The sequence below is a fragment of the Pseudomonas sp. ADAK2 genome, assembly GCF_012935755.1.
Lineage (GTDB): Bacteria > Pseudomonadota > Gammaproteobacteria > Pseudomonadales > Pseudomonadaceae > Aquipseudomonas.
Window position 1 is genome coordinate 1740178 of record NZ_CP052862.1, and the last position, 25698, is coordinate 1765875.

At 61.4% G+C, this 25698-nt stretch carries 25 protein-coding genes; 15 read left to right on the forward strand and 10 right to left on the reverse strand.

All coding sequences use genetic code 11. From position 1 onward, the window contains the following. Window positions 1-141 precede the first annotated feature (141 nt). Window positions 142-744: an NADPH-dependent F420 reductase gene (locus tag HKK52_RS08055; RefSeq protein ID WP_169370362.1), complete on the reverse strand. Its 603-nt coding sequence runs from the start codon at window positions 742-744 to the stop codon at window positions 142-144. A 114-nt stretch (window positions 745-858) separates the two neighbouring features. On the opposite strand from HKK52_RS08055, the gene HKK52_RS08060 reads away from it, so the two are divergent. Then, entirely contained in the window at window positions 859-1752 is an 894-nt protein-coding gene (locus HKK52_RS08060; protein ID WP_169370363.1) for a LysR family transcriptional regulator, read from the forward strand. Window positions 1753-1841: 89 nt separating this feature from the next. Here the strand turns inward: HKK52_RS08060 and HKK52_RS08065 are convergent, their stop codons facing one another. Next, window positions 1842-3164 carry an Nramp family divalent metal transporter gene (locus HKK52_RS08065; protein ID WP_169370364.1) on the reverse strand — a complete coding sequence of 441 codons (1323 nt, stop codon included), beginning with the start codon at window positions 3162-3164 and terminating at the stop codon, window positions 1842-1844. A 200-nt stretch (window positions 3165-3364) separates the two neighbouring features. Between HKK52_RS08065 and HKK52_RS08070 the strand changes: the two genes are divergently transcribed. Together HKK52_RS08070 and HKK52_RS08075 are read left to right on the forward strand one after the other, a co-directional pair. After that, entirely contained in the window at window positions 3365-4150 is a 786-nt protein-coding gene (locus tag HKK52_RS08070; protein ID WP_169370365.1) for a hypothetical protein, read from the forward strand. Between the two features lie 105 nt (window positions 4151-4255). Next, on the forward strand, window positions 4256-4822 hold the full coding sequence (locus HKK52_RS08075; RefSeq protein ID WP_169370366.1) for a hypothetical protein: 567 nt from the start codon (window positions 4256-4258) through the stop codon (window positions 4820-4822). Between the two features lie 11 nt (window positions 4823-4833). Here the strand turns inward: HKK52_RS08075 and HKK52_RS08080 are convergent, their stop codons facing one another. From HKK52_RS08080 to HKK52_RS08090, 3 genes are all read right to left on the reverse strand, one after another. Then, entirely contained in the window at window positions 4834-5550 is a 717-nt protein-coding gene (locus HKK52_RS08080) for an alpha/beta hydrolase (RefSeq protein WP_169370367.1), read from the reverse strand. Between the two features lie 166 nt (window positions 5551-5716). Further along, window positions 5717-6829 carry a M14 family metallopeptidase gene (locus tag HKK52_RS08085; protein WP_169370368.1) on the reverse strand — a complete coding sequence of 371 codons (1113 nt, stop codon included), beginning with the start codon at window positions 6827-6829 and terminating at the stop codon, window positions 5717-5719. Window positions 6830-6939: 110 nt separating this feature from the next. Continuing rightward, entirely contained in the window at window positions 6940-7719 is a 780-nt protein-coding gene (locus HKK52_RS08090; protein WP_169370369.1) for an ABC transporter substrate-binding protein, read from the reverse strand. Between the two features lie 344 nt (window positions 7720-8063). Between HKK52_RS08090 and HKK52_RS08095 the strand changes: the two genes are divergently transcribed. After that, on the forward strand, window positions 8064-8705 hold the full coding sequence (locus HKK52_RS08095; RefSeq protein WP_169370370.1) for a type 1 glutamine amidotransferase: 642 nt from the start codon (window positions 8064-8066) through the stop codon (window positions 8703-8705). 98 nt (window positions 8706-8803) lie between these two features. On the opposite strand, the gene HKK52_RS08100 is transcribed toward HKK52_RS08095, so the two are convergent. Continuing rightward, on the reverse strand, window positions 8804-9238 hold the full coding sequence (locus HKK52_RS08100; protein WP_169370371.1) for a rhodanese-like domain-containing protein: 435 nt from the start codon (window positions 9236-9238) through the stop codon (window positions 8804-8806). A gap of 101 nt (window positions 9239-9339) precedes the next feature. Here HKK52_RS08100 and ftrA point away from each other — a divergent pair, with 101 nt between their 5' ends. Then, window positions 9340-10314, forward strand: coding sequence for a transcriptional regulator FtrA (ftrA, locus tag HKK52_RS08105; protein WP_169370372.1), 975 nt, complete (start codon window positions 9340-9342; stop codon window positions 10312-10314). A 25-nt stretch (window positions 10315-10339) separates the two neighbouring features. On the opposite strand, the gene cobF is transcribed toward ftrA, so the two are convergent. Both cobF and HKK52_RS08115 read right to left on the reverse strand, forming a co-directional pair. Next, window positions 10340-11095, reverse strand: coding sequence for a precorrin-6A synthase (deacetylating) (cobF, locus tag HKK52_RS08110; protein WP_169370373.1), 756 nt, complete (start codon window positions 11093-11095; stop codon window positions 10340-10342). Then, window positions 11095-11667, reverse strand: coding sequence for a histidine phosphatase family protein (locus tag HKK52_RS08115; protein WP_169374204.1), 573 nt, complete (start codon window positions 11665-11667; stop codon window positions 11095-11097). The genes cobF and HKK52_RS08115 overlap by 1 nt, the downstream gene beginning before the upstream one ends. 382 nt (window positions 11668-12049) lie before the next feature. Here HKK52_RS08115 and HKK52_RS08120 point away from each other — a divergent pair, with 382 nt between their 5' ends. The 8 genes from HKK52_RS08120 (at window position 12050) to HKK52_RS08155 (ending at window position 20271) form a co-directional block, all read left to right on the forward strand. Beyond that, entirely contained in the window at window positions 12050-12904 is an 855-nt protein-coding gene (locus HKK52_RS08120) for a MurR/RpiR family transcriptional regulator (RefSeq protein WP_169370374.1), read from the forward strand. Between the two features lie 2 nt (window positions 12905-12906). After that, window positions 12907-13551, forward strand: coding sequence for an isochorismatase family cysteine hydrolase (locus HKK52_RS08125; RefSeq protein ID WP_169370375.1), 645 nt, complete (start codon window positions 12907-12909; stop codon window positions 13549-13551). After that, complete coding sequence (locus HKK52_RS08130) at window positions 13548-14879, forward strand: glutamine synthetase family protein (RefSeq protein ID WP_169370376.1); 1332 nt, start codon at window positions 13548-13550, stop codon at window positions 14877-14879. The genes HKK52_RS08125 and HKK52_RS08130 overlap by 4 nt, the downstream gene beginning before the upstream one ends. Continuing rightward, window positions 14863-15615 (forward strand): N-formylglutamate amidohydrolase, encoded by a 753-nt coding sequence (locus HKK52_RS08135; RefSeq protein ID WP_169370377.1) that lies wholly within the window; start codon window positions 14863-14865, stop codon window positions 15613-15615. Before HKK52_RS08130 ends, HKK52_RS08135 begins: the two co-directional genes overlap by 17 nt. 67 nt (window positions 15616-15682) lie before the next feature. Next, window positions 15683-17032 (forward strand): APC family permease, encoded by a 1350-nt coding sequence (locus HKK52_RS08140; RefSeq protein ID WP_169370378.1) that lies wholly within the window; start codon window positions 15683-15685, stop codon window positions 17030-17032. Between the two features lie 121 nt (window positions 17033-17153). Then, window positions 17154-18170: an arginine N-succinyltransferase gene (locus HKK52_RS08145; protein ID WP_169370379.1), complete on the forward strand. Its 1017-nt coding sequence runs from the start codon at window positions 17154-17156 to the stop codon at window positions 18168-18170. Window positions 18171-18231: 61 nt separating this feature from the next. After that, window positions 18232-19266, forward strand: coding sequence for an arginine N-succinyltransferase (gene astA / locus HKK52_RS08150; protein ID WP_169370380.1), 1035 nt, complete (start codon window positions 18232-18234; stop codon window positions 19264-19266). 135 nt (window positions 19267-19401) lie between these two features. After that, a complete protein-coding gene (locus tag HKK52_RS08155) occupies window positions 19402-20271 on the forward strand; it encodes an isocitrate lyase/PEP mutase family protein (RefSeq protein ID WP_169370381.1) in 870 nt (289 codons plus the stop codon). A 67-nt stretch (window positions 20272-20338) separates the two neighbouring features. Here HKK52_RS08155 and HKK52_RS08160 read toward each other — a convergent pair whose 3' ends face one another. Further along, entirely contained in the window at window positions 20339-21580 is a 1242-nt protein-coding gene (locus tag HKK52_RS08160) for a M20/M25/M40 family metallo-hydrolase (protein WP_169370382.1), read from the reverse strand. Window positions 21581-21853: 273 nt separating this feature from the next. Continuing rightward, a complete protein-coding gene (locus tag HKK52_RS08165; RefSeq protein ID WP_169370383.1) occupies window positions 21854-22927 on the reverse strand; it encodes a diguanylate cyclase in 1074 nt (357 codons plus the stop codon). A 282-nt stretch (window positions 22928-23209) separates the two neighbouring features. Between HKK52_RS08165 and HKK52_RS08170 the strand changes: the two genes are divergently transcribed. Both HKK52_RS08170 and HKK52_RS08175 read left to right on the forward strand, forming a co-directional pair. After that, window positions 23210-24664, forward strand: a complete 1455-nt coding sequence (locus HKK52_RS08170; RefSeq protein ID WP_169370384.1) for a flavin-containing monooxygenase — start codon at window positions 23210-23212, stop codon at window positions 24662-24664. 23 nt (window positions 24665-24687) lie between these two features. Further along, window positions 24688-25617 carry an alpha/beta fold hydrolase gene (locus HKK52_RS08175; RefSeq protein ID WP_169370385.1) on the forward strand — a complete coding sequence of 310 codons (930 nt, stop codon included), beginning with the start codon at window positions 24688-24690 and terminating at the stop codon, window positions 25615-25617. Window positions 25618-25698 lie beyond the last annotated feature (81 nt).

Consider the following 25698-nt stretch of genomic DNA (forward strand, 5'->3'; position numbering starts at 1 on the left):
CGTCCCGGGCTGCATTCCCACGCAGAGCGTGGGAACGATCAAGTGTTCAACAGGCAGCGCGGGGACCCACGAATATCCGTTCGCTGTCTGGCAAAACACCCGGTGCGATTCACGTCGCACCGGGTTCTTTTTGCCTGGCATTCAGCCAAATTTCACCAGATTGAGAATCGGCAGCGGCCCACCCGGAAACTGCGCCAGCCGCGCCCCGACACTCAGTTCTCCAAGATCAATCCCGCAGAAGCCCAAGCGCTCGATCAATTCCGCCACTTTCCCTTTCGCCTCGGCATCATCGCCCGAAAGAAACAACACTCGCTTGCCACCCTCCGCCGCCGGATCACTCTCCAACAACCGCGCCGCCAGGTGATTGAACGCCTTTACCACCCGCGCTCCGGGTACCCACTCAGCGAACACTTCGCTGGACGTACGACCCTGCAAATCCACAGCCTTGAACGATGGCGCTTCAATCGAGTTGTTGGCATCGAGGACGATCCGCCCGGCGAAATCCGGCAGACCCGCCAACGCCATCGGCAATTTCGACCAGTTCACCGCCACCAACACGATGTCTTGCGCCGCCGCTTCTTCTCGGGTGCCGGCACGGGCGGTTGGCCCGAGTTCTTCCACCAGCGCCGCCAGGGTGTGCGGCCCGCGGCTGTTGGCGATGACCAATTCAATCCCCTGACGGGACAGGGCCCGGGCGAAGGCTGAGCCGATGGCGCCGGCGCCGATGATTCCGATAGTGCTCATGGTTATTCACTCCAAACAGGTTGTCGTTGGGGTGAATACTGCACTTGCCATTAGGTCTTGATTAGCCGGTAATGATTTGAATGATCTTCAAGCATTGCTAGCAGGTGCCTTGCCATGGAAACCCTCGCCAACCTCGAATCCTTTGTGCGCAGCGCCGAAACCGGGAGCTTTTCCGCTGCCGCGCGGTTGCTCGCGCTGACGCCCGCCGCCGTCAGTCGCAACGTGGCGATGCTGGAGCGCAATATCGGTGTGCGGTTGTTCCAGCGCTCGACTCGCAAGTTGTCCCTGACCGAGGCCGGGGAACGTTTCCTGGCGAGCATCAGCGGCAATCTGCAGGGCTTGCAAGCGGCGATCAGCGCGGTGAGCAGTGATCGAGGCGAGCCGGCGGGTGTGCTCAAGGTCAGCCTGGCGCCGACCTTTGGCATTGGGCATGTGCTGCCGCTGCTGCCGGCGTTCCTGGCGCGTTATCCGTTGATTCGGCCGGAGTGGCACTTCGAAAATCGCCAGGTGGATTTAATTGCCGAAGGTTATGACGCGGCCATTGGTGGTGGTTTTGAATTGACGCCGGGGGTGATCTCGCGGACCTTGGCGGCGGCCGATATCGTTGCTGTCGCATCACCGGCTTATCTGGCAGGACGCACCCTCCCCGTCAGCCCGGGGGACTTGCTCGGGCACACCGGCATCGTGATGCGCGGCATTCGTACCGGGCGGGTTCGTCAGTGGGTGATGCGCGATGGCGCGGGCCATGAGGCGACCGCCACGTTGAATGAAAACATCGTGCTCAATGACCCGGCGGCCATGCGTGAAGCGGCCCTGCTCGGCCTGGGCGTAACGCTGCTGGTGCTGCCCGATGTGGTCGCGCAGATCCAGCGCTGTGAGCTGGTGCGACTGCTGCCGGACTGGAAAGCGGATGCGGGGCCGATCTCGTTGTACTACCCGAGCCGCACGTTGATGCCGGCCAAGACCCGGGTGTTTATCGATTTTGTGATGGACGCGTTCGGCGACTGACCGATCATTCCCACGCTCCGCGTTCGGCTCTGGAAGGGACGCAGAGCGTCCCGGGCTGCATTCCCACGCGGAGCGTGGGAACGATCAGGTCAAACCACCAATTGCAAAATCAACCACGCATTTGCCGCGCTGATCACCGTAAACAACCCCCACGCCAACACCCGCGTCGGCAGCCGGTTCACAAACGGCCCCATCAGCTTCTGGTCATTGGTCATGCTGATCAACGGGTACAACGCAAACGGCAGTTGCAGGCTCAACACCACCTGGCTCATTACCAACAACTTGCCAATCGCATTGTCGCCCATCAGCCACACACCGATGAACGCCGGGATCAACGCCAGCCCACGGGTGATCAAACGCCGTTGGTAACAAGGAATCCGCAGGTTCAGGTAACCCTCCATAATTACCTGGCCGGCGATGGTCCCGGTAAAAGTCGAGCTCTGCCCCGAGGCCAGCAGCGCGACGCCGAACAGCACGCTGGCCAAGGCCCCGCCCACCAGCGGATCGAGCAGGTGATAGGCGTCCTGGATGTCCACCACGTCGCTGTGTCCGGTGCTGTGGAACGCGGCGGCTGCCAGGATCAGGATCGCCGCATTGACCAGCAACGCCAGGGCCAGGGAGCCGATGGTGTCGATGCGCGCCAGTTTGACCGCGTCCTGCTTGCTGGCCAGGTCCTTGCCGATCAGCCGCGTCTGCACGATTGAAGTATGCAGGTACAGGTTATGCGGCATCACCGTGGCCCCGAGAATGCCGATGGCGATGTACAGCGGTGCGGCATCGCCAATGGCCGACAGTGATGGGGTGAAGCCACGGGCAACGTCCGGCCAGTAGGGTTTGATCAGCAGCAGTTCGACGAAGAAACACGCGCCGATGGTACCGACCAGTACCAGCATGATCGCTTCCAGCCGGCGGAAGCCACGGTTCTGCAAGGCCAGCACCAGCAGCGTGTCAAACGCAGTCAGGGCGATGCCGAAGGTCAGCGAGCAGCCCAGCAGCAAATGGAACGCCAGGGCGCAGCCGAGCACTTCTGCCAGGTCGGTGGCGATGATCGAGATTTCCGCCAGCACCCATTGCGTGCGTGCGGTGCGGGTGCTGTAGCGCTCCCGGGACAGTTGCGCCAGGTCACGCCCGGTGGCGATGCCCAGCCGCGAACACAAACACTGCACCACCATTCCGGCCAGGCTCGCCAACAACACCACGAACAGCAAGCTGTACCCAAATCGCGAACCGGCCTCGATGGCGGTGGCCCAGTTGCCGGGGTCCATGTAGCCAATCGACACCAACAAACCGGGGCCGGCAAAACGCAGCAGGCGCTTGAAGAATGAAGCGCCCGGATCAACCGCAACACTGCCAGCCACTTCCGGCGGGCAAAACGGCGCCGTGGCGATTTTGGGCAAAAAACTGAAGTTCACTCAAACATCCAGAAACAATTGGAAAGGCGCAGCTTAGACGTTTCGACCCTCTACAGGCTATACACGCGACCTGGGTAGGCGCTGCCTTCGGCAACTCCTACGAGGGATCCGCGCTTTGTATACAAAATTCGGCCATTCATAGAGCAATCCTCCGTCTGCAATGCTAACGTTGCCGCCTCACACAGGTCGGAGGTGCGTGCGTGCTGCTGCTCAAGTTGCTGGTGATTCCCGGGTTTCTGCTGCTGATTTCCCTGGCGGGCAAACGCTGGGGGCCGAGCGTGGCCGGGTGGCTGTCCGGGCTGCCGGTGGTGGTCGGGCCGATTCTGTTTTTCCTCGCCATCGAGCAGGGCCAGGTGTTCGCCGCTCAAGCCGCGACCGCAGCCTTGTCCGCGATGTTCGCCATGATTGCGTTTTGCGTGACTTACGCCCAAGTGGCGCAACGGGCCGGTTGGCCGTGGGCGCTGGCGATTTCGATGTTGGTGTGGGCCACGGTGGCTGTCGTGCTCTCGCTAATCCCGCCCTCCCTGACCTTCTCGGTGATCGCTGCCGCGTCCGCCCTGCTCGCCGCGCCTTACCTGTTTCCGTCGGTGCAGCCGATTGTTTCAGGCCCCAAACCCAAGTCCGACAAACTGCTGCTGCGCATGGTGGCCGGCGCCCTGCTGACCCTGGCCGTCACGCTGCTGGCCAGTACCGTGGGCGAACGCTGGAGCGGCTTGCTGGCGGTGTTCCCGGTATTGGGCAGCGTGATGGCGGTGTTCTCCCAGCAAACCCGTGGCCCGGCGTTCACCGCCGCCTTGTTGCGCGCCACCGCCACCGGCATGTATTCGTTCGCGGCGTTCTGCCTGGTGCTGGCGCTGACCTTGCCAAGCCTGGGCTTGCCAGCGTTTGCCCTTGGCGTGGCGGTGTCCGTGGGCATGCTCGGGGTCACGCGGCGCTTGTTGGCGAAACCGGCAGCAATAACTCGTTCGAGGGTTGCGAATGACTAGGCCAGAAACTGCCTACCCGCCAGCGCGGAACGTACACCGGGCTGGATGCCATCCAACCTCCATGGGATGATCGCCCTCTAGCGCGACCATCCCTGGAGATTTTCTATGTCATTGTTCCGTAAAAAAGCCGTTGTCCTGTTGCTGACGGCGGCTGCCAGCCTGGGGGCGATGAATGTTTATGCCGCCAAGGCCACCACCAGCGACGCCGCGCCGATCAAAGTCTCGATGCTTGGTGGCAAATTCAAATTCACCCTGCCCAAGGGCTTCGTCGCCAACCCGCTGCCGCCGGGCGCGACCGGTGCGACCGGCACCATGTACGCCAACGAAACCACCAAGACCGTGGTGATCGCCGCTGAAAACAACCTGGCACCTGGCGTCACCGTCAAAGACAACGACGGCGAGTTCCTCGACAGCACCGCCGCCGATTTCGATGCTGCCGAACACAAGGCCCTGCCGGACTTCACCAAGCTCAGCGAAAAAAGCCTGACCCTGAAAGGTACCGGGCTGGGCATGCGCCAGGTCGACAGCACCGCCACCCAGGGCGGCGGCAAGACCCTCAACACCACGCTGATGGCCGGTTCCGGCAACCGCATGGCGGTGATTCAGATCATCTCGCGCCCAACCGACAAGGCGGGTCACGACACCTTGGTCAAGCAGATCACCGGCAAGTAAATCCGAACGATTCAGGGGTTGAGGCGTAGCAACCAGGCGCTCAAGTCCTGGATCTCGGCAGCACTGATGCTATGGCCCAGGCCTTCGTAGGTATGAAACTCAGGCTTGAGTGACAGTTTCTGCAACAGGCTGTTGGCCGCCGTGCCGTCGACCAAGGGCAGACGTTGGTCGACGGTGCCATGACCGATGAAAATCGCCAGTTGCTGGCGTTTTTCATCCGGTTTCAGCTCCGATTTGAGTACCGGCAATATCCGCCCGCTCAACGCGGCAATCCCGCCTACCGCGTCGGGATGACGCAACGCCACCTCGTAGGACATGATCGCGCCCTGGCTGAACCCCACCAGGAACACCTTGTTGGCGTCGGTGTGATATTTCTTCGTCGCCTGGGCGATGAAGTCCAGCAACACCTTGCCGCTGGTCTTCAGGTCATCGGTCTCACCGTTGTAGGCGCCTTCGCCCTTTTTGCGAAACCACTGGTAACTGTCCGCGTCCAACGCCACCGGTGCCTGCACTGACAGGTAGTTGTACTGTGTCGGCAGTTCGTCCTTGATCCCGAACAGATCCCGCTCATTGCTGCCGTAGCCGTGGAGGAAAATCACCAGCGGCTGATTGTGCGAGTCAGGGTTGGCCTGTTCGAGGTATTTGAGGGGCAGGTCGGTGTGCAGCGGGGTTTGAGCGTGAGCCGTGGCGGAGGCCAGGACCATGAACAGAGCGAGAAACTTCAGCATAAACCTTCCTTTATGGGGCGCAGGATTCGGGAGATACCCTAACATCGCTGAGGTTTTTGGTGTGGCTGATGCCGCCTTTGCGGGCAAGCCTCGCGCCTACAATGTATCCCCCGTAGGAGCGAGGCTTGCCCGCGAAGAGGCCATGACGGGCGACAAATAACCTGGATCAGTCGTTAGTCAACTTCCCAACCCGAAACGCCTCGCGCCCCGCCACTTTCGCCTGCCACGTCCCCGGCTGGGTGTACCGCCCACGATCAATCGCAAACAACACGCCGCTGGTCCCGGCGCGCACGGTCGTCACTCGGTCGCTCAACGGATCGACCACTTCAAACAGCGCATCGCCCTGCTCCACCCACTCACCCGCCTCGCGCAGGAAGCTGACCACGCCGTGGTGCGGGGCGAACAGGTATTCGGTGCCAGCGAACGGCATGCCTTCGCAGCATTCGCTCGGCGCCGCCGGCCAGGTGCCTGTGATGAAACCTTGTTCAGCGAGAAAGCCCAGAATCGCCTCGCAATTGGCCTGGGCCTGATCAACCCGGGTGTCGCCCATGCTGCCCAACTCCACGGTGGTTGCCAGGTTCGCCAGCGGAATCGCCGCCTCCGGGAAGGCCTGCGCCAAACGCAACCACGGCGTCGAACAGGACTCGTCGAACGAACTGCCACCGGAATCTTCACTCAACAACCCCACGCCCGCATTCAGGCGCGCGGCCAGGGATTGCCACTGCGGCCACTGTTGCGGCAAGGCGTAAATGTGAATCGCCGCGTCAAAGTCGCAATGCAAATCCAGGGTGATGTCGGCATCGCAGGCGTGGCGCAACAGCAAGCGGTGCATGGCTTCCAGTTGCGACGCCGGCGCCGGCAGACCGTCGAATACCTGGCCCATGGCCTGGCGAATCAACGCGATGTTGGCCTCGGCATCGTCGCCCAACTGAGCGCCGACCAACGCGGCCACCGGCGCACTCAGTTCGACGAACGAGCGGTTGAAATTCTTGCCGCTGCCGAGTTCAAAACGGCCCATGTGCGCGCCTTGCAGGTGCTGGTCGAGGCCGATCGGGTTGGCCACCGGCACCAGCTCGATAACACCTTGCAACTGGCCTTGGGCTTCGAGTTCGGTCAGGCGCTTTTTCAGCTCCCAGGCGGTGCGCATGCCCGGCAGTTCATCGGCGTGCAGGCTGGCCTGGATGTACACCTTGCGGGCGCCGGCGCCAAAACGAAACACGCTCAAGCTGCGTTCGGTGCCCAAATGGCTCCACGGCAGTGGATGGTCGATGCGTTGCATAGCGAAGGGTCCTGTAGACCGTAGGGGGGAATGTGTTGGCAGGATAGATCATGAGGTCATAAAAAAAGTGGCCACCGCGTTTACGGTAGCCACTTTTTTGAACGGCTGGATTATTCGCCGTAGACGTCAAAGGCGAAGTACTTGTCCTGCACTTGCTTGTACTTGCCGTTGGCGCGGATTTCGGTGATGGCGGTGTTGAATTGGTCCGCCAGCGCCTTGTCACCCTTACGCACGGCGATGCCGGCACCGCCGCCGAAGTACTTGGCGTCTTCATAGGTCGGGCCAACGAAGGCGAAACCTTTACCGGCGTCGGTTTTCAGGAAACCGTCGTCCAGGTTGACCGAGTCGGCCAGCATCGCGTCGAGGCGGCCAGCAACCATGTCCAGGTTGGCTTCCTGCTGCGAGGCGTAACGCACCAGGATAATCCCGGCCGGTTGCAGCACTTCAGTGGCGAAGCGGTCGTGGGTACTGGCGCGCAGCACACCGACTTTCTTGCCCTTGAGTTCGGTCAGCGGGTCCTTGACGTCGGTGCCTGCCTTCATCACGAAGCGCGCCGGGGTGTGGTAGTACTTGATGGTGAAATCGACGTTTTTCTTACGATCGTCAGTGATGGTCATAGACGACAGGATCGCGTCGATTTTCTTCACTTTCAGCGCCGGGATCAGGCCGTCGAACTCTTGCTCGACCCACACGCACTTCACTTTCATCTGCTCGCACAGCGCGTCGCCAATGTCGACGTCGAAACCGGTGAGTTTGCCGTCAGGGGTTTTCATCGAGAATGGCGGGTAACCGGCTTCGATACCGATGCGGATCGGCTTGGCGTCTTCGGCCACAGCGGTCAGGGACAACATCGACAGTGCCAGGGCACCGAACATCACTAGCTTCTTCATTTATAACTCCATGTGTGCGGAGGCTTTTATTGGCAGCTTTTCGATTGGCAGTTTCGGCGAGAGAAAGCCGAAATGGCGGGCAGTCTAGAGTGGCTTTCGGCCAGCCAATTGTGTTGATGCGACAAATACTTATAAAAAAGTGGCCGAGCCAAGGGACGGTTTAGCGGTGTGCGCCACAGCAGTGCAAAAGCTGTAGGACAAGTCCTGCTTTCAGATAAAACCTACGAGGTTCGGGTGCTTATCCGACTGAATAGTCGCCATGGAAACAGCCGCAGCGCCTCACTGGCGACGAAGGCTTTTTTGCGGCACATTGAGCGCCACCTGCCCCCTGCAAGAGAAACCTGATGCCCGAGTTGAACCTGATCCAGCACCACCCCGCCGAAGGCCCCGGTGCCATTGCCGAATGGGCCAGGTTGCGCGGGATCACGCTGAATGTCTTTCGTGCCGACCTCGGGCAATTGCCGCCGATGGCTGCGGGGCCGGTGATCCTGTTGGGCGGGCCTTATGAGTCCAACGCCGGGCCTGAGTGGCTGGAAGCAGAGCGTCAATGGCTGGCGGCCAGCCTGGAGCAAGGCGCGGCGGTGTTTGCCATTTGCCTGGGGGCGCAGTTATTGGCGTTGAGCCTGGGCGGGAATGTGCGGCGCATGCCTCACCCTGAAACGGGCTGGACCGCGCTGAGCCTGGCTGATGGCCAGACGTTGAACGTGCTGGAATGGCATGAAGACGCGATCGATCTGCCACCCGGCGCGCAATTGCTGGCCAGTAGCGAGGCCTGTGAGCAGCAGATGTATCGGGTCGGGGCGACGCGGGTGGGGTTGCAGTTTCATCCGGAGTGGAATGCTGAATCAGTGATTCTGCTGAACGAGCATTTTGGCGATGAGTCGCCATTGCCACGAGACCAAGACGACAGCGCTGCGCATGCGGCGGTGTTTGAGTGGTTGCGGGGAACATTGGATCAATGGTGGGTAGCGACAGGCTTTTTGTAGGAGCAAGGCTTGCCTGCGATAGCGATCTCAAGGACGCCATCGCGAGCACGCTTTGCTCCTACGGGCGTGGTGTTCGCCGCGATATGGCGGTGTCTATGTCAGCACTCGCAATTGACCACCACACTGACCGGCCGCGCCACCTCAACACTCAACTCAAACCCCTCATCCAGCCACCCCGTCACCCCGCCGATCATCTCCTTGACCGGGTAACCCAGCGCCGCCAGTTTCACCGCGGCCTTGTTGGCGCCGTTGCAGTGCGGTCCGGCGCAATAGACCACGAACACACTGGATGAGGGATAACCCGCCAACGTCTCGGCGGTCATCAGCCGCCCTGGAATATTGATCGCTCCCGGCACATGCCCACGCTCAAAAGCCTGCGGGCCACGGGTATCGACCAGAATAAAATCCACTTCGCCTGCCTGTTGGCTGCCATACACGTCGGAACAATCGGTTTCAAACGTCAGGCGATTGCTGAAGTGCATCAGGGCAATGGCGGACGGGGCTGCGGGAATTTGACGAACCAGGCTGGTCATTGGGTGTAGTCCTACGTCTGGGTGGGTGTAGGCAGACTTTATCTGCCCGGCGCTTGCCGCTACAGTGGCGCACAAGACACTCACCGGGAACTTTCCGCCAAATGCAGCCCACCCCTGGATTAGTCGCGATCCTGGCCTACGACGGCCTCTGCACCTTCGAGTTCGGCATCGCCGTGGAGATCTTCGGCCTCGCCCGGCCGGAGTTCGATTTCCCGTGGTATGAACATCAGATCGTCGCCGTGGATGAGGGCCCGATGCGCGCCATGGGCGGCATCCAGGTGCTGGCCGACGGCGGCATGGAATTGCTGGAACAGGCCCGGACCATCCTCATTCCCGGTTGGCGCGACCGCCAGGCACCGGTGCCCGAAGCCTTGCTCAGTGCGTTGCGCCAGGCCCATGCCCGCGGCGCGCGATTGCTGTCGATCTGTTCCGGGGTGTTTGTGCTGGCGGCTACCGGATTGCTCGACGGTCATCGCGCCACCACCCATTGGCGCTACACCACGGAGCTGGCCGAGCGCTTCCCGAACATTCAGGTAGACCCGGACGTGCTGTATGTCGATTCGGGTCAGCTGATCACCTCAGCCGGCAGTGCAGCAGGTATTGATGCCTGCCTGCATCTGGTGGCGCGGGACTTCGGGACTCAAGTGGCGAACTCGGTGGCACGACGGCTGGTGATGTCGCCGCAACGTACTGGCGGTCAGGCGCAGTTTATTCCTACACCGGTCAGTCCAACGCCTCGCAGCGATTTGTCACGGGTCATGCAATGGGCGCGGGAGCGCTTGCACGAACCGCTGGAAGTCCGTGACCTGGCCAGCGAGGCGGCGATGAGTGAACGCACCTTCCTGCGTCGCTTCAGCGAGGCCAGCGGTCAGTCGCCCAAGACTTGGCTGCAACATCAACGCCTGGCCCGGGCCCGGGAGTTGCTGGAGAGCACGGGCGACAACACCGAGCAGATTGCCGAGCGCTGTGGTTATCGTTCGGTGGAGAGTTTCCGGGTGGCGTTTCGCAGCGTGGTCGGGGTGCCGCCATCGGTGTATCGGGAGCGGTTCGGGCGCGGCGTACAAGCCATTTCCTGAGGTGTCCTTGAGGACACCGCCAACCTCAAGGCTTACGCAACAAATACGTATCCATAATCCACCCATTCGCCAGCCGCGCCGCCTTGCGTACCCGCTCAATCTCATCCGCCACATCCTTGAGCTTGCCGCTGATGAGGATTTCATCCGGCGTGCCCAGGTAGGCACCCCAGTAAATCTCTGTCTCCTGATCGGCCACCTGATGGTAGGAATCTTCGGCGTCGAGCATCACCACCAGACTGTCGGCCTCACTCACCTGCCCCGCCGCCAACCGCCGGCCCGTGGTGATTTCAATCGAGCGGCCGATGCGGTTCAGCGGCACCTTGTGTTGTGCTGCCAAGGCCTGGACGCTGGTGATGCCGGGGATCACTTCGAATTCGAACACACCACGGCCCGAAGCCAGGATCGCCTGCAAGATGCGCACGGTGCTGTCGTACAACGCCGGGTCGCCCCACACCAGGAAACCGCCGCACTGGCCGTCGGACATTTCCTCGTTGATCAGGCGTTCGAAGGTGTGCTGCTTGGCCAGGTTCAGCTCATCGACACTGGCCTTGTAGTCCACATCGCCGCGTTCACGTTCAGGGCTGTGGGCTTCGACGAACCGGTAAGGGTGATCGGTGATGTAGCGCTCGCAGATCTCGCGGCGCAGGTCGATCAGCTTGTCTTTGCTCTGGCCCTTGTCCATGAGGAAAAACACGTCCGCCCGGTTCAGCGCCTTCACCGCCTGCATCGTGATGTAGTCCGGGTTACCGGCACCGATACCGATGACCAACAACGTTTTCATCAAAAGCCTCCGTCAGCATCAGTGCTCATCAAGCGCAGCCGCCAGCGTCCAGTGAACCGCAGTTCGATGGCCGACAACGGTTCGACGTCGATCAGGTTGAACGCCGTGCTTTGCAGGACATGGGTCAGTACGGCGCGAACAACATAGGGATGGGTAATGGCGATGATGTCGCCCGGCGTCGTCTCCAGTGTCGCCAGCCAGGCGGCCGCGCGCTCACCGAGTTGCACCACCGACTCGCCGTCGTGGGGCGCGGAGTGCGGGTCTTCGAGCCAGGCCTTGAGCGCCTCGGGCTCGGTTTTTTGCAGTTCACTGATTCGCTGACCCTGCCAGCGACCGAAATCGCAATCGCGCAAGGCGTCGACAATTTGCGCATCGCTGCCGAACAGTTCGGCGGTCTCGCGAGTGCGGGCCTCGGGACCACACAGCAGGCGTGGCGCGACCTTGGAGGATCCACGGCGGGAACACTTCGCCGATTGCCAGACCATTTCCACGGATTCATCCGCAGGAAAACGCGCCAGTTTTTGTGCGACGGTTCGGGCGTGGCAAATCAGGGTCAAACGGGTCGCCTGCACGGGCATTACTCTTTCATTGGAAACGCAAACGGCAACACGCCGTAAACAATTGGCTGATTGTGCCGCAAGACAGGGCTAGGGGGTAAAGCGATCAGTCAAGGAGCCCCTCGCCACAGCAAGCTTTCTCGCCCCAAATTGTTCACTGGCCAGCCTGTCGCGTAAAAATTCTTCAACGGAAAACGGCGATCTCCGACACAGCTATAGACAATGTCCTACACCCTCAGTCGACATCCACGTAGGCCTTATGCCACGGGCGTTTCACCCGATTTCAACGCTTGGCATTCCCGTTTAAAAATTCACTAGACATGTAGCGTGCGTTACATAAATACTGTTTTAGCGAAATGTGAAATAAAACCGACACACCCCTCCAGCAGGAGCCCGGATGCCCCCCCTCAGAGACCTGATCACCGATCCCGGCCTGGACCTCACGCCATCGGAACGCAAAGTCATCCGCGCCTTGCTCGACCAGTACCCGCGTAACGGGCTGGGGCCGATGTCGCGTTTGGCCGAACATGCCGGTGTCAGCGATCCGACCATCGTGCGGCTGGTGAAAAAACTCGGCTTTGGCGGTTACGCCGAATTCCAGGACGCCCTGCTCAGCGACATGGACCACCGCCTGCGCTCCCCCAGCGCCCTGTTGCAACCTCGCGCCCACCTGCAAAAAGACGATCCGTGGAGCCATTACCTGGCCGAAACCCATCGCTCGCTCGTGGAAACCCAGGCCCTGACCCAACCCGAAGATGTGCGAATCCTGGTGGAATGGTTGCTCGATGTCCGCCATCAGGTGCATTGCTTCGGCGGGCGCTTCAGCAGTTTCCTCGCCAACTATTTGCTCAACCATTTGCGCCTGCTGCGTCCTGGTTGCTTTGCCCTGGACGACAACGCCCAGTTGCCGGACCGTTTGTTTGACGTGCAGCGCCAGGACGTGGTGCTGGTGTTCGATTATCGGCGTTACCAGTGCCAGGCCCTGCGCGTGGCCAGTGCGGCGAAAAATCGGTATGCGCGGGTGGTGCTGTTCACCGACATCTATGCCTCGCCACTGCGGGAAATGGCCGACTTGATCATCAGTGCGCCGGTCGAATCAGTGTCGGCGTTCGACAGCATGGTCCCGGCACTGGCGCAGATTGAAGCACTGATCGCCTGCCTGACCCTGCGCAGCCCCGATCTGGCCGATCGCCTGGAAGGCATCGATGCCGTGCGCGCCGAATTCGACACCCACCTGCTGGAGGAAAAATAAGGATGTTTACGCTCCCCCACCGCTCGCCCCGCGACCTGCCATTTGTCACCGACCACACCGCGCTGTTGCTGGTCGACATGCAACGGGCCTGGCTCGAACCGCAGTTCGACCCGCACCTCAATGACCCGGACGCCGAATACTTCCTGACCCGCACCCACATGCAGGTGGTGCCCAACCAGCGGCGGTTGCTCAGCGCCTTTCGCAGCGCCCGACAGAACGTGCTGCACACCCTGATCGAAAGCCTCACCGCCGATGGCCGCGACCGCTCCCTGGACCACAAACTCTCGGACATGCACCTGCCCAAGGGCAGCCCGCAGGCGCAAATTATCGACGACCTGACGCCGACGGAAAACGAAGTGGTGTTACCCAAGACTTCCTCCGGGGTGTTCAACTCCACCAGCATCGACTACGTGCTGCGCAACCTCGGGACGCGGCACCTGATCATCGCCGGCATTGTCACCGACCAATGCGTGGACATGGCCGTGCGCGACGCCGCCGACCGTGGCTATCTGGTGACAATGGTCGAAGACGCTTGCGCCACCTACACCGCCGAACGCCATCAAGCCTGCCTCAACGCGATCAAGGGCTACTGCTGGATTACCGATACCCAGACCGTGCTCGCCCGTTTGCAGGACATGCAACCATGAGCGCGCGCCTGCTGCCGGTGCCAATGACCACGATCGTCACCACCGACCTGATCGGCGTGACCCGTGGGCGTTCCTTTCCGACTGATGAGCTGGAGCATTATCAAGCCGCCGGTTGCGGCTGGGTGCCGGCCAACAGCGCGCTGACCCCGCAAGACGTCATTGCCTCGACCAATCCGTGGGGCGCCTATGGTGACTTGCGCCTGATTCCCGAGCTGAGCAGCCGGGTCACGGTCAGCAACGGCCCGGACGCCAACGCCCCGGCGCTGGATTTCATCCACGGTGACATTCGCGAAACCGATGGCCGTCCCTGGAGCGCTTGCCCGCGCACGCTGCTGCGCAACGAGGTGGAGCGCTATCGGGCCGAACTGGGTGTGCAGGTCAACGCCGCGTTCGAACATGAATTCAATCTGGATTGCGGGGCTGCCGAACACCTGGCGTTCACCCTGGAAGCCCAGCGCCAGGGCGCCGAATTTGGCGGCTGGCTGCTCAGCGCCTTGCGCGCCGGGGGCGTCGAGCCGGAGATGTTTCTACCGGAATACGGCAAGCACCAATACGAAATCACCTGCCGTCCGACACTGGGGGTCGCGGCGGCTGATCGTGCAGTCAACGTGCGCGAGATCACCCGGGAAATCGCCCGGCAAATGGGCCTTGGCCTGAGCTTCGCACCGAAGACCGCCGAGCACGCGGTGTGCAACGGCGTGCATTTGCATATCAGCCTGCAAGACCTGGCCGGGCAACCGCTGCTGTACGACGCCGGCACCACCAACGGCCTGTCGACCCTCGGCCAGCACTGGGCCGCCGGTGTCCTGCATTATTTGCCGGCCCTTTGCGCCTTTACCGCGCCGACGCCGGTGTCCTACGAGCGTTTGCAGCCCCACCACTGGAGCGCCTCCTACGCCTGCCTTGGCCAGCGCAACCGCGAAGCGGCGCTGCGGATTTGTCCGACGGTGAGCCTGGGCGGCAAGTCCGTGGCGGCGCAGTACAACCTGGAATTTCGCGCCATGGACGCCACCGCCTCACCGCACCTGGCCATGGCCGCGCTACTGATTGCCGGGCGCCTCGGCATCGAGCAGCGCCTGGCGCTGAACGCGATCACCGATGAAATCCCCGACGCCCTGAACGAAGAACAACGCCAGGCCCGGGGCATCGTCGCCCTTCCCGCCTCGCTGGCCCAGGCCCTGGACTGCCTGCGCAACAGCGAGGCGCTGATCGAAGCCTTGCCCCAGGCCTTGCTCGACACCTATTTCGCCCTGAAAACCGAGGAACTGACGCTGACGGAACAGCTCTCGCCCGCCGACCTTTGTGAGCACTATGCGCGCTTGTACTGAATCCGTTGAAGTGGGGCTCTACACCGAGCCCCCGTACACCCTGAGCCGGGAAGCCTCCGAGCACCCGTTGATTCTGGTGTGCGAACACGCCAGCCGTTTTATCCCGCCGGCCTTGCACGACCTGGGCTTGAGCCATGAGGCCGCCCGTGAACACATCGCCTGGGACATCGGCGCCCTGGCCCTGGCCGAGCATTTGTCCGACACCCTCGGCGTGACCTTGCTGGCGGCCAATTATTCGCGGCTGTTGATCGACCTCAACCGCCCACGCCATGCCCCGGACAGCATTCCGGGACAGAGCGAGATCTATCAGGTGCCGGGCAACCAGCAGCTGGATGAAGCCACCCGGGAATACCGCCGGCAGACGCTGTTCACACCGTTTCACACCCGGCTGCAAAGCCTGATCGACGAGCGCCTGGCGCAAGGGCGCGAGGTGCGTGTGGTGGGGATTCACAGTTTCACCCCGGTTTATTACGGCCAGCCCCGACTGCTGGAGGCCGGCGTACTGTTCGGCGAAGCCCGGCAATACGCCGAACGGATCATTGACGGATTGAGCCGGCATCCGCTTAAAGTGGCCGGCAATCAGCCGTACAAGATCGACCCGCAGGGGGACATGACCGTGCCGGTGCACGGCGATGCCCGCGGGTTGGAATCGGTGTTGATCGAGGTGCGTAACGACCTGCTGCGTACCCCCGAAGCGATTGAGCGCTGGGCTGGCTACCTCGCCCCGCTGCTGTAGAAAAAAGCTGAACGCTGACGCTATAAAAACTAACAAAGCCTGAATGACTGACAAGGAGAAACGCTTCATGGAAATAGAAGAATTCGGCTACAAACAGGAGTTGAAACGCAGCCTGACCCTGACGGACCTGGTGGTGTACGGGATGATTTTCATGATCCCCATCGCCCCGTTCGGCGTTTATGGCTACGTCAACGCCGAAGCGCCGGGCATGGTCCCCCTGGCGTACATCATCGGCATGGTCGCGATGCTGTTCACCGCCCTCAGTTACGGCAGCATGGCCCGGGCTTTTCCGATTGCCGGCTCGGTGTATTCCTACGCCCAACGGGGGCTGAATCCACACGTCGGCTTCATCGCCGGTTGGTTGATGTTGCTCGATTACCTGCTGATTCCGCCGCTGCTGTACGTCTACGCGGCGATGGCGCTGAATCACCTGTACCCGGACATTCCAAAAGTGGGTTTCATCCTGGCGTTTCTGGTCAGCGCAACCTTTGTGAACCTGCGCGGCATCACTTTTACCGCACGGATGAACATCGTTTTTCTGCTGGCGCAACTGGTGGTATTGGGGATCTTCCTGTTCTACGCCTGGAATGCCCTGCACAGCGGCGGCGGTCACGGTGAACTGACCCTGGCGCCGCTGTACAACCCGGCAACGTTCAACTTCGCCCTGCTGATGCAAGCGGTGTCGATTGCGGTGTTATCGTTCCTCGGTTTCGACGCGATTTCCACCCTCGCCGAAGAGATCAAGGGCGATCCGGGCCGCAGCGTCGGCAAGGCTGCGTTGATTACTTTGCTGGTGATGGGTGTGATCTTCGTTGTGCAGACTTGGATTGCCACCGACCTGGCCGCCGGCATGGGCTTCAAATCCGCCGACACCGCATTCTATGAAATCGCTGAAATCGCTGCCGGCAGCTGGCTCGCGACCCTCACTGGCGTGGCCACGGCCCTCGCGTGGGGCGTGGCGGTGGCGATTACCTCGCAAGCGGCGGTGTCGCGGCTGCTGTTCGGCATGGCGCGGGACGGCAAACTGCCGAAAGTGCTGGCCAGGGTCCATCCCAAACACAACACGCCTTACATCAGTATTTACCTGGTGGCGGTGTTGTCGCTGGTGATCTGCTACCTGTTCATCAATTCGGTGGACACCCTCACCTCCCTGGTCAACTTCGGTGCCTTGAGCGGCTTCATGCTGCTGCACCTGACCGTGATCAATTACTACTGGCGCCGGCAGCAATCCGGCCAGGTGATCCGTCACCTGCTGTGCCCGGTGATCGGCTTCATCATCGTCGCGGCCATCATGTACAACATGGGCGTCGATGCGCAGAAACTCGGGCTGATCTGGATTGCCCTGGGTCTGGTCTATCTGTTCTTTCTAAACAAGCTGGGCGCCAGCACGACGCTGGCCGACCCGAGCAACGTCTGACAAGAAAAAGGGCGGCGTCTGACAACAGATCAGGCGACCGCCGCTTTAACGCGTGGAAACCGACAGTGATAGTCAGGTTCGACGGCACTACCGCCGAACCCTTTGATACAGGAGTACATCCATGCTGGTCTTACGCCCAGTCGAATTAACCGACCTGCCCCAGTTACAACAACTGGCCCGTGACAGCCTGGTGGGCGTCACGTCCCTGCCGGATGACAGCGAGCGCCTGCGGGAGAAGATTCTCGATTCCTGCGCCTCTTTCAACAAAGACGTTGAAGGCCATGGCCCGGAAAACTACTTTTTCGTCCTCGAAGACCTGGCCACCCAGCGTCTGGCGGGCTGCTCGGAAATCCTCGCCACCGCCGGCTTCAACGAGCCGTTCTACAGCTTGCGTAACCGCCATTTCACCAGCGTCTCCCGGGAACTGAACATCGAGCACGGCGTGCCGGCGCTGTCGTTGTGTCACGACCTCAGCGGCCACACCTTGCTGCGCGGCTTTCACATCGATGCCGAGCTGGTGCGCACACCGTTTTCCGAACTGCTGTCACGGGCGCGGCTGTTGTTTATCGCGGCGCATGCGGCGCGCTTCTCCGACGCGGTGATCACCGAAATCGTCGGTTACAGCGATGAGCAAGGCCAGTCGCCGTTCTGGGATGCCTTGGGCAAACATTTTTTCGATTTGCCTTACGTCGAGGCGGAACGGCTTTGTGGTCTGGAGAGCCGGACCTTTCTCGCCGAACTGATGCCGCAATACCCGATCTACGTGCCGATGCTGCCCCAGGCGGCGCAAGATTGCATCGGCCGCATCCACCCCGACGGCCAGGAGGCGTTCGACATCCTGGAGCGCGAAGGCTTCGAAACCAACAGCTACATCGACCTGTTCGACGGCGGCCCGACGCTGTATGCGCGCACGCCGGGTATTCGCTCCATCGCCCATAGCCACACCGCTACCACGCAGCCCGTCGAAGTCATCGACGCCCGTGGCAGCTATTTGGTCAGCAACGATTCGCTCAAGGGTTACCGGGCCATCGTGGCCGAACTGGATTTCATCGCCGGACAACCGGTGGGCCTGAGCGCCGAGATGTGCGCGGCCCTGAACGTGACCGACGGCAGCCCGATCCGGCTGATCGCCCTGTGAGCAACACCCGGCCCCGTGCCCAACGACAGCGCCCGAGCACGCGCGCAATAGGAGCTGCATCATGATTGTCCGTCCGGTTCAAGTCACCGACCTGCCCGCCCTGCTGGTGCTGGTGCAACAGGCCGGCCCCGGGTTTACCACCCTGCCGGCCAACGAGGAGCGCCTGGGCCACCGTTTGCGCTGGGCGCAACGGACCTTCGCCGAACAGGTCGAACGCGCCGATGCCGATTATCTGTTCGTGCTCGAAGACGACGATCAGCGCGTGGTCGGGGTCAGTGCCCTGACCGGGGCCGTGGGCATGCGCGAGCCCTGGTACAACTACCGGGTCGGGTTGACCGTCAGTTCATCGCCGGACCTGGGCATCCAGAAACAGATCCCGACGTTGTTCCTGAACAACGAAATGACCGGCCAATCGGAACTCTGCTCGCTGTTTCTGCGCCCCGATCAACGCCAGGGCTATAACGGGCGGTTGCTGTCGCTGGGGCGGTTGCTGTTCGTTGCCGAGTTCCCACAGTTGTTCGGCGACAAACTGATTGCCGAACTGCGCGGCACTGCCGACGAACAAGGCCGCTCACCGTTTTGGGACAGCCTCGGCCGGCACTTTTTCAAGACCGATTTCAGCCACGCCGATCACTTGTCGGGGCTGGGCAACAAATCGTTCATCGCCGAACTGATGCCGCGCCAACCCTTGTACACCTGCCTGCTCACCGAACAGGCCCAGGCCGTGATCGGCAAGGCCCACCCGAACACCGAACCGGCCTTGAAAATCCTCAATGCCGAGGGGTTTGCCCACCGCGACTACATCGACATCTTTGACGGCGGACCGGTGATCGAAGCCCAGATCGCGAAAATCCGCACCGTGCGCGACAGCCAGCCACTGGTGCTGGGCATCGGCACGCCGGACGAACAGGCGCCGGCGTGGCTGATCCACAACCGGCGCATGGAAAACTGCCGCATCACCACCGCCAAGGCGCGACTGGTGGGCAACAGCCTGATCGTCGACCGCCTCACTGCCAAACGCCTGCAACTGCAACCGGGGAACTCGGTGCGGGCGGTGCGGTTGCTGGATCAGGCGCAGCAGGCGGTGGCGGCTTGATTAACCTCTGAAGCCTCCCACAACCCGCCTGAAAATTCGTCATCATCCTTACCCCGCCCGCGTGATAGCCTTTTGTTCCTTCGGCGTTGACACTTTTGCTCAAGCCCTTCCATTCCAATGCAGTGGTGGAACTATATGTCCAGGCTTTCCCATCAAGATTTGCGCCGTAACTTTCGCCAATTGCTGGCTTCCGACGCGTGCTACCACACCGCTTCCGTGTTCGACCCGATGTCGGCGCGTATCGCGGCGGACCTGGGTTTTGAAGTCGGGATTCTCGGTGGCTCGGTCGCCTCGTTGCAGGTGCTGGGCGCCCCGGATTTCGCCTTGATCACCCTCAGCGAATTCGCCGAACAGGCCACCCGTATCGGCCGTGTGGCCCAGTTGCCATTCATCGCCGACGCCGACCACGGCTACGGCAACGCGCTGAACGTGATGCGCACCATCGTCGAACTGGAACGCGCCGGCGTCGCCGCGCTGACCATCGAAGACACCCTGCTGCCCGCGCAATTCGGCCGCAAATCCACGGACTTGATCGGGGTCGCCGAAGGTGTCGGCAAAATCCGCGCGGCGCTGGAAGCCCGGGTCGACAAGGAAATGGCGATCATCGCCCGCACCAATGCGGGGATCCTGCCGATCCAGGAAATCATCAACCGCACCCAGCAATACCAGAACGCCGGGGCCGATGGCATCTGCATGGTCGGCGTCCAGGACTTCGACCAACTGGAAAAAATCGCCGAACATTTGAGCGTGCCGCTGATGCTGGTCACCTACGGCAACCCGGCCCTGCGCGACGACAAACGCCTGGCGGAACTGGGTGTACGGGTCACCATCGATGGCCACGGCGCGTACTTTGCGGCGATCAAGGCGACGTACGACAGCCTGCGCGAACAACGGCAGATCTTTACCCAGGCCTCGGATCTGAGCGCGACCGAGCTGACGCATACCTATACGCAGCCTGAAGAATACATTCGTTGGGCGGAAGAGTTTATGCGCGTGAAAGAGTGATTACGGCGCCAGTCGGCACACCGCTAATCTGATCGTTCCCACGCTCCGCGTGGGAACGATCAGTGGCTTACCGCTTGGCCAACTCCATAATCATCCGCGACAACAGGTAAATCCGCGGCGCCACGCTTTCCACTTCCGCGTATTCCTCCGGGGTATGAATGTTGCCGCCGACAATCCCGAACCCGTCCAGCGTCGGCGTACCCACGCCAGCGGAGAGGCTGGCATCCGCCGCGCCGCCGCTGCCTTCTTCGGTCAACTTGCGGCCAATTTCGCCGTAAATCCCCTGGGCCATGGCCATCAGGCGATCGGATTCCGGCGTCTGCGGCATCGGTGGCAAGCCACGTTGCAGGGTGGTGGTGACTTCGGTATCCGGGATCAACTTATCCTTGGATACCCGCGCCAGATCCTTCTCGATCCGGTCGAATTCTTCCGGCACCGCCGCGCGCACGTCAGCCTTGGCGGTGGCCTGGTCCGGGATCACGTTGGTGCGGTCGCCAGCCTTGAGCACGGTGAAGTTGATGGTGGTTTTCTTCGCTTCGTCGCCGAGTTTGCCCAGCTGCAGAATCTGGTGCGCCGCTTCCATCGCCGCATTACGCCCCAGTTCCGGCGCGACGCCGGCGTGGGCTGCTTTACCCTTCACTTCGACCACAGCAGTAGCGCTGCCTTTGCGCCACACCACCAGGCCATCCGCCGGGCGACCCGGTTCGAGGTTGAGGGTAACGTCGTGGGCCTTGGCGGTTTTCTTGATCAGGTCGGTGGCGACGTCCGAGCCGGTTTCTTCGCTGGCATCGAGCAGGAAGGTGATTTGCGCATAGTCCTTGAAGTCGAGGTTTTTCAGGACTTTCAGCGCGTAGATCCCGGCGACAATCCCGCCCTTGTCGTCCATCACTCCCGGCCCGTAGGCGCGGCCGTCCTTGATGTGGAACGGGCGCTCGGCGGCCGAGCCTTCCTTGAACACGGTGTCCATGTGCGCCATCAGCAGGATTTTCGCCTTACCGGTGCCTTTGAGCGTGGCGATTACGTGGCTGCTCTTGTCCGGGGTGTTCGGCACCAGTTCAATGCTGAAGCCGAGTTTTTTCAGCTCGTCGACGGCGATATCACGGACCTGGGTCAGGCCGGGTTCGTAGCCGGAACCGGTGTCGATATTGACCAGTTTTTCCAGCAGCTTCAGGGCTTCGGCCTTGTATTGCTCGGAGTCGGCAAGCACTTGTTTGTTCGGTTCGGCGAAGGCGGCGGGCGCGAAAGCGCCGAGGGCGAAGGTCAGGGCGAGGCTGGTGGCCAGTGGGGAACGCGCGAGTTTGAAGGTCATGAATCGATCCTTGTTTCTTGTCGGGGTAGTCGAACCCTACCTGACTGCGACGCAAGGCTCTATACCGGATACGACACTGAGCGTTCGTTTTACAAGCCCAAAGCCCCCGTAGCAGCTGTCGAGCACCGCGAGGCAGCGTTCGGCGGCGCAGCCGTCGTGAAATCAGGCAACGCGGTGTATCAGGTGGACCGCGTGCGCAGGGTTTGCGACGGCTTCGCCGCCGAACGCTGCCTCGCGGTGCTCGACAGCTGCTACGTGTAGGGTTTTAGACGCTCAGACCGAGTCAAATAACTCATGCCGAGGCTTGCCGTCACTGCTGCAGATAACCCGGTTGCGCCCTGTAGTTTTGGCTTCGTAAAGCGCCTGATCGGCATCGTTGAGCCACAACGTCGCGTCGGAATGCGCCGGATTGAACGCGGCCAAACCAATGCTAAGGCTGACTTTCAGCGCCGGATTCTGCTCATAGCCGAGGGTGGCGAAACGGTCGCGCAAGGCGTCCATCGCGGCGGCGGCGCTGTTCAGGGGCAGGTCCGGGAGAATCACGCAGAACTCGTCACCCCCATAGCGCCCGGCGACGTCCGCTGCACGCAGGTTCTGCTTGAGCATTTTGCTCAGTTGGCGCAGGACGATGTCCCCGGCGACATGGCCGTAGGTGTCGTTGATGGTTTTGAAATGGTCGATGTCGATCAGCGCAATCGCCCCGCCCTGATTCTGTCGCTGGCAGCGCTGGAATTCGACTTCCAGTTGATCCTTCCAGGCGCCGTGGTTGAGCAGACCGGTGAGGCTGTCGGTGCGGCTCAGGGCGAGCAATTCGCGTTTCTGCCGGCCGAGGGTATTGGCCTGGCGAAAGCAGATCCAGCCCAGCGCCAGCGGGTACAGGCACAACAACGGCAAGCAGGCATACAGCTGCAACGGACTGGTTTGCGGGATAAACGCGGGAGTGAAAACCAATAGTCCGATGCCCACTCCGAGGATCTGCGCCACGGTCCCGGCCAACAGAAAACGCAAGCCGCCGATGGCGACGTTGTTCATCGCCATCATCGAAATGGTGGTGGCGCTGGGCAATGGATTGAACTGCATGGCCACGACCCAGAAGCCGCCGAGAAAGGCGTCTACCAGCAAGTTGCGGTGTTCGGCGTGATAAGGGAGTGTGGCGCGGCGGGCCCATTGGTAGGCCAGGTGCGGCCAGATAATGCCGTTGAACAGCATCACCGCCCAGACCCAAGGCGCAGGATTGAGCGGGTACATCGCCGCACTCACGCACAACAAACCCAAGGCCAAACCCAGGGTTCGCGACGTGTAGAGCCTCCTGGCCAGTGAAAGTCCCTTTCCTCCCGTTTTTGCCATAGAGGCCTCTACCACTGAACGGAATCTGATTACACCGGGGGTTGCGGGTGTGAACGGAGTCTATCAGGGCAACGTTAAATAGCCATCACCGGCTGGCGGTGAATACCCTGCTATCTGTAGGAGCGAGGCTTGCCCGCGAAGAACGATGACACGGTACGCCTGATGCACCGCGTTATCGTTCTTCGCGGGCAAGCCTCGCTCCTACAAATGCAAATGCGCAAACGGCGCCCTATGGCTATACATGAAGGAAGGGTTTAATAAACAACGACAAACAGGAGGCCCATGCCAACCTTTCAGGTATTGATCATCGGCAGCGGATTTGGCGGACAGTGTGCGGCGATCAATTTGCTCAAGGCGGGAATCAGCGATTTTCGCTTGCTGGAACGGCGGGACTTTTTCGGCGGCACCTGGTGCCAGAACACCTACCCCGGTGCAGCCGTCGATGTGCCCTCGCCCCTGTATTCGCTGTCTTTCGCGCCTTATCAGTGGACGCAGATGTTCGCCGAACAGGCCGAACTGCATCGCTACACCCAGTACGTGGTGGAGCGTTTCGGCTTGCGCGACAAGGTAGAGCTTGAGGCCAACGTCGAAGGCATCGAATGGGATGACGCCAATAAACGCTGGGAAGTCCGCACCGGCAGCAAAGGCACGTACTACGCGCAGTTCCTGATCAACGCCACCGGGCCGCTGAGCCAACCCGTCGTCCCACACTTCGAAGGCGTGGAACGCTTCCAGGGCAAAACCTTTCACACCAACCATTGGGACCATTCCTACGATTACACGGGTAAACGCGTGGCTATTGTTGGCAGCGGCGCCAGTGCAGCCCAGGTCATTCCGGCCATCGCACCCAACGTCGAACACCTGCACGTCTTCCAACGCACCGCCCATTGGGTATTACCCCGCGCCGATCGAACTTTCGGCCGCTTCCAGCGCTGGCTACTGGGGGTGAAACCGGCTTACAAACTGCTGCGCTGGACGATCTACTGGTTATTCGAAACCCGGGTGATCGCCTTCAAATACTCAAAACCGGCGATTCATCTGGTTCAGCAGCAAGCCCTGCGCTTGCTTAAGCGCCAAGTGCCCGACCCCGAGTTGCGACGCAAGTTGACTCCGGATTTCACCATCGGCTGTAAACGGGTGCTGGTCTCCAGCACGCTGTATCCGGCGCTGGGCCGACCCAACGTGACGTTGCACGCGCGCGAACAAGGCATCGCCTCTCTCGACGAAACCGGGATCAACACCCTGGACGGCCAGCACATCGACGTTGACCTGATCGTCTGGTCCACCGGCTACGACGCCACCGACGGGGTGATTTCCTACCCGGTCACCGGCAAGAACGGCAAGCGCCTGAAAGATGTCTGGGCCCAATACCCGCGCGCCTACCTGGGCACCAGCCTGCCGGACTTTCCCAACCTGTTTATCGTCACCGGCCCCAACACCGGCATCGGCCACACCTCGGCGCTGTTCATCATCGAATCGCAGATGAATTACATCTTCGGCTGCATCCGCACACTAAAAGAACAGGGCCTGCGCAGCATTGAAGTACGCCCCGAGGCGGAACGTACCTACACTGAAATGATCCACCGGGAAATGGAACGCACGGTGTGGAAGTCCGGGGGCTGCCACAGTTGGTATCAAAGCAAGAGCGGTCATGTGATCGCCATGTTTCCGGGGTTCAGTTTCAGCTATCACCGCTTGACCAAGGCACTGAAACCCGCCGACCACATTCTGTCCTGATCACGTAAAAAGGAAGACGCCTGATGCTTTTGTTGGTTGTCGCAATCGCGGTTTTTGTGGCCTGGAGCTGGTTGAGTTACCCGGCCATCGGCCATTGGCTGTATGACCTGAGCATGGCCCTGGAGGCCAAGCTGTATCGGCTGCACAAGATCGTGGTGCCGATCAGCGAGATGACCGTCTCGACCTGGCAAGGCGGGCCGTATGAAGCCGCCAGCGCGGTGTTGATGCTGCACGGCTACAGTGCCGACAAGAACCTCTGGCTGCGCTTTGCCCGGCATTTTGTCGGCGACTACCGGGTGATCATCCCCGACCTCGCCGGCCATGGCGAAACCGGCTTCAAGGCCGGCGGCGGCTACGACATCGGCTTGCAGGCCAAGCGAATGATCCAGTTGCTCGACGTTTGCGGGGTCGAAAAAGTGCATGTGATCGGCAACTCCATGGGCGGCTACATCGCGGCCTGGCTGGCGGCCACTTATCCCGAGCGGATTGCCTCGGTGGCGCTGATCGATCCGGCGGGCGTCACCGCTCCCGAAATCAGCGACCTGGAGCGTCACTTGGCCAAGGGGCACAACCCGTTTTTGATCAACTCCAAGGAAGAATTCCAGTACTTCTACGCCATGACCATGGCCAACCCGCCGTGGGTGCCGGGAGTGGTGCTCGACGCCGTCGCCCAGCGCTACGAACAAAGCCGCGACGAACTGGCGGAGATCTTCGAGGACTTCCGCGCCAGCCCACCGATGGAGCCGAAACTCGCCGACATCAAATGCCCGGCGCTGTTGCTCTGGGGGCGCAAGGACCGCTTGATCGACGTCAGCAGCGTGGCGGTGTGGAGCAAGGGCATTGATAACTTGCGGGTGGACATCTGGGAAGGCATTGGCCATATGCCGATGGTCGAGCAACCGGTGAGGACGGCGCGGTTGTATCGGGAGTTTTTAGGGGAAGTGCGCACGTAACCCTGTAGCAGCTGCCGAAGGCTGCGTTCGCCCGTAGCAGCTGTCGAGCTTGCGAGGCTACGTTCGCCCGTAGCAGCTGTC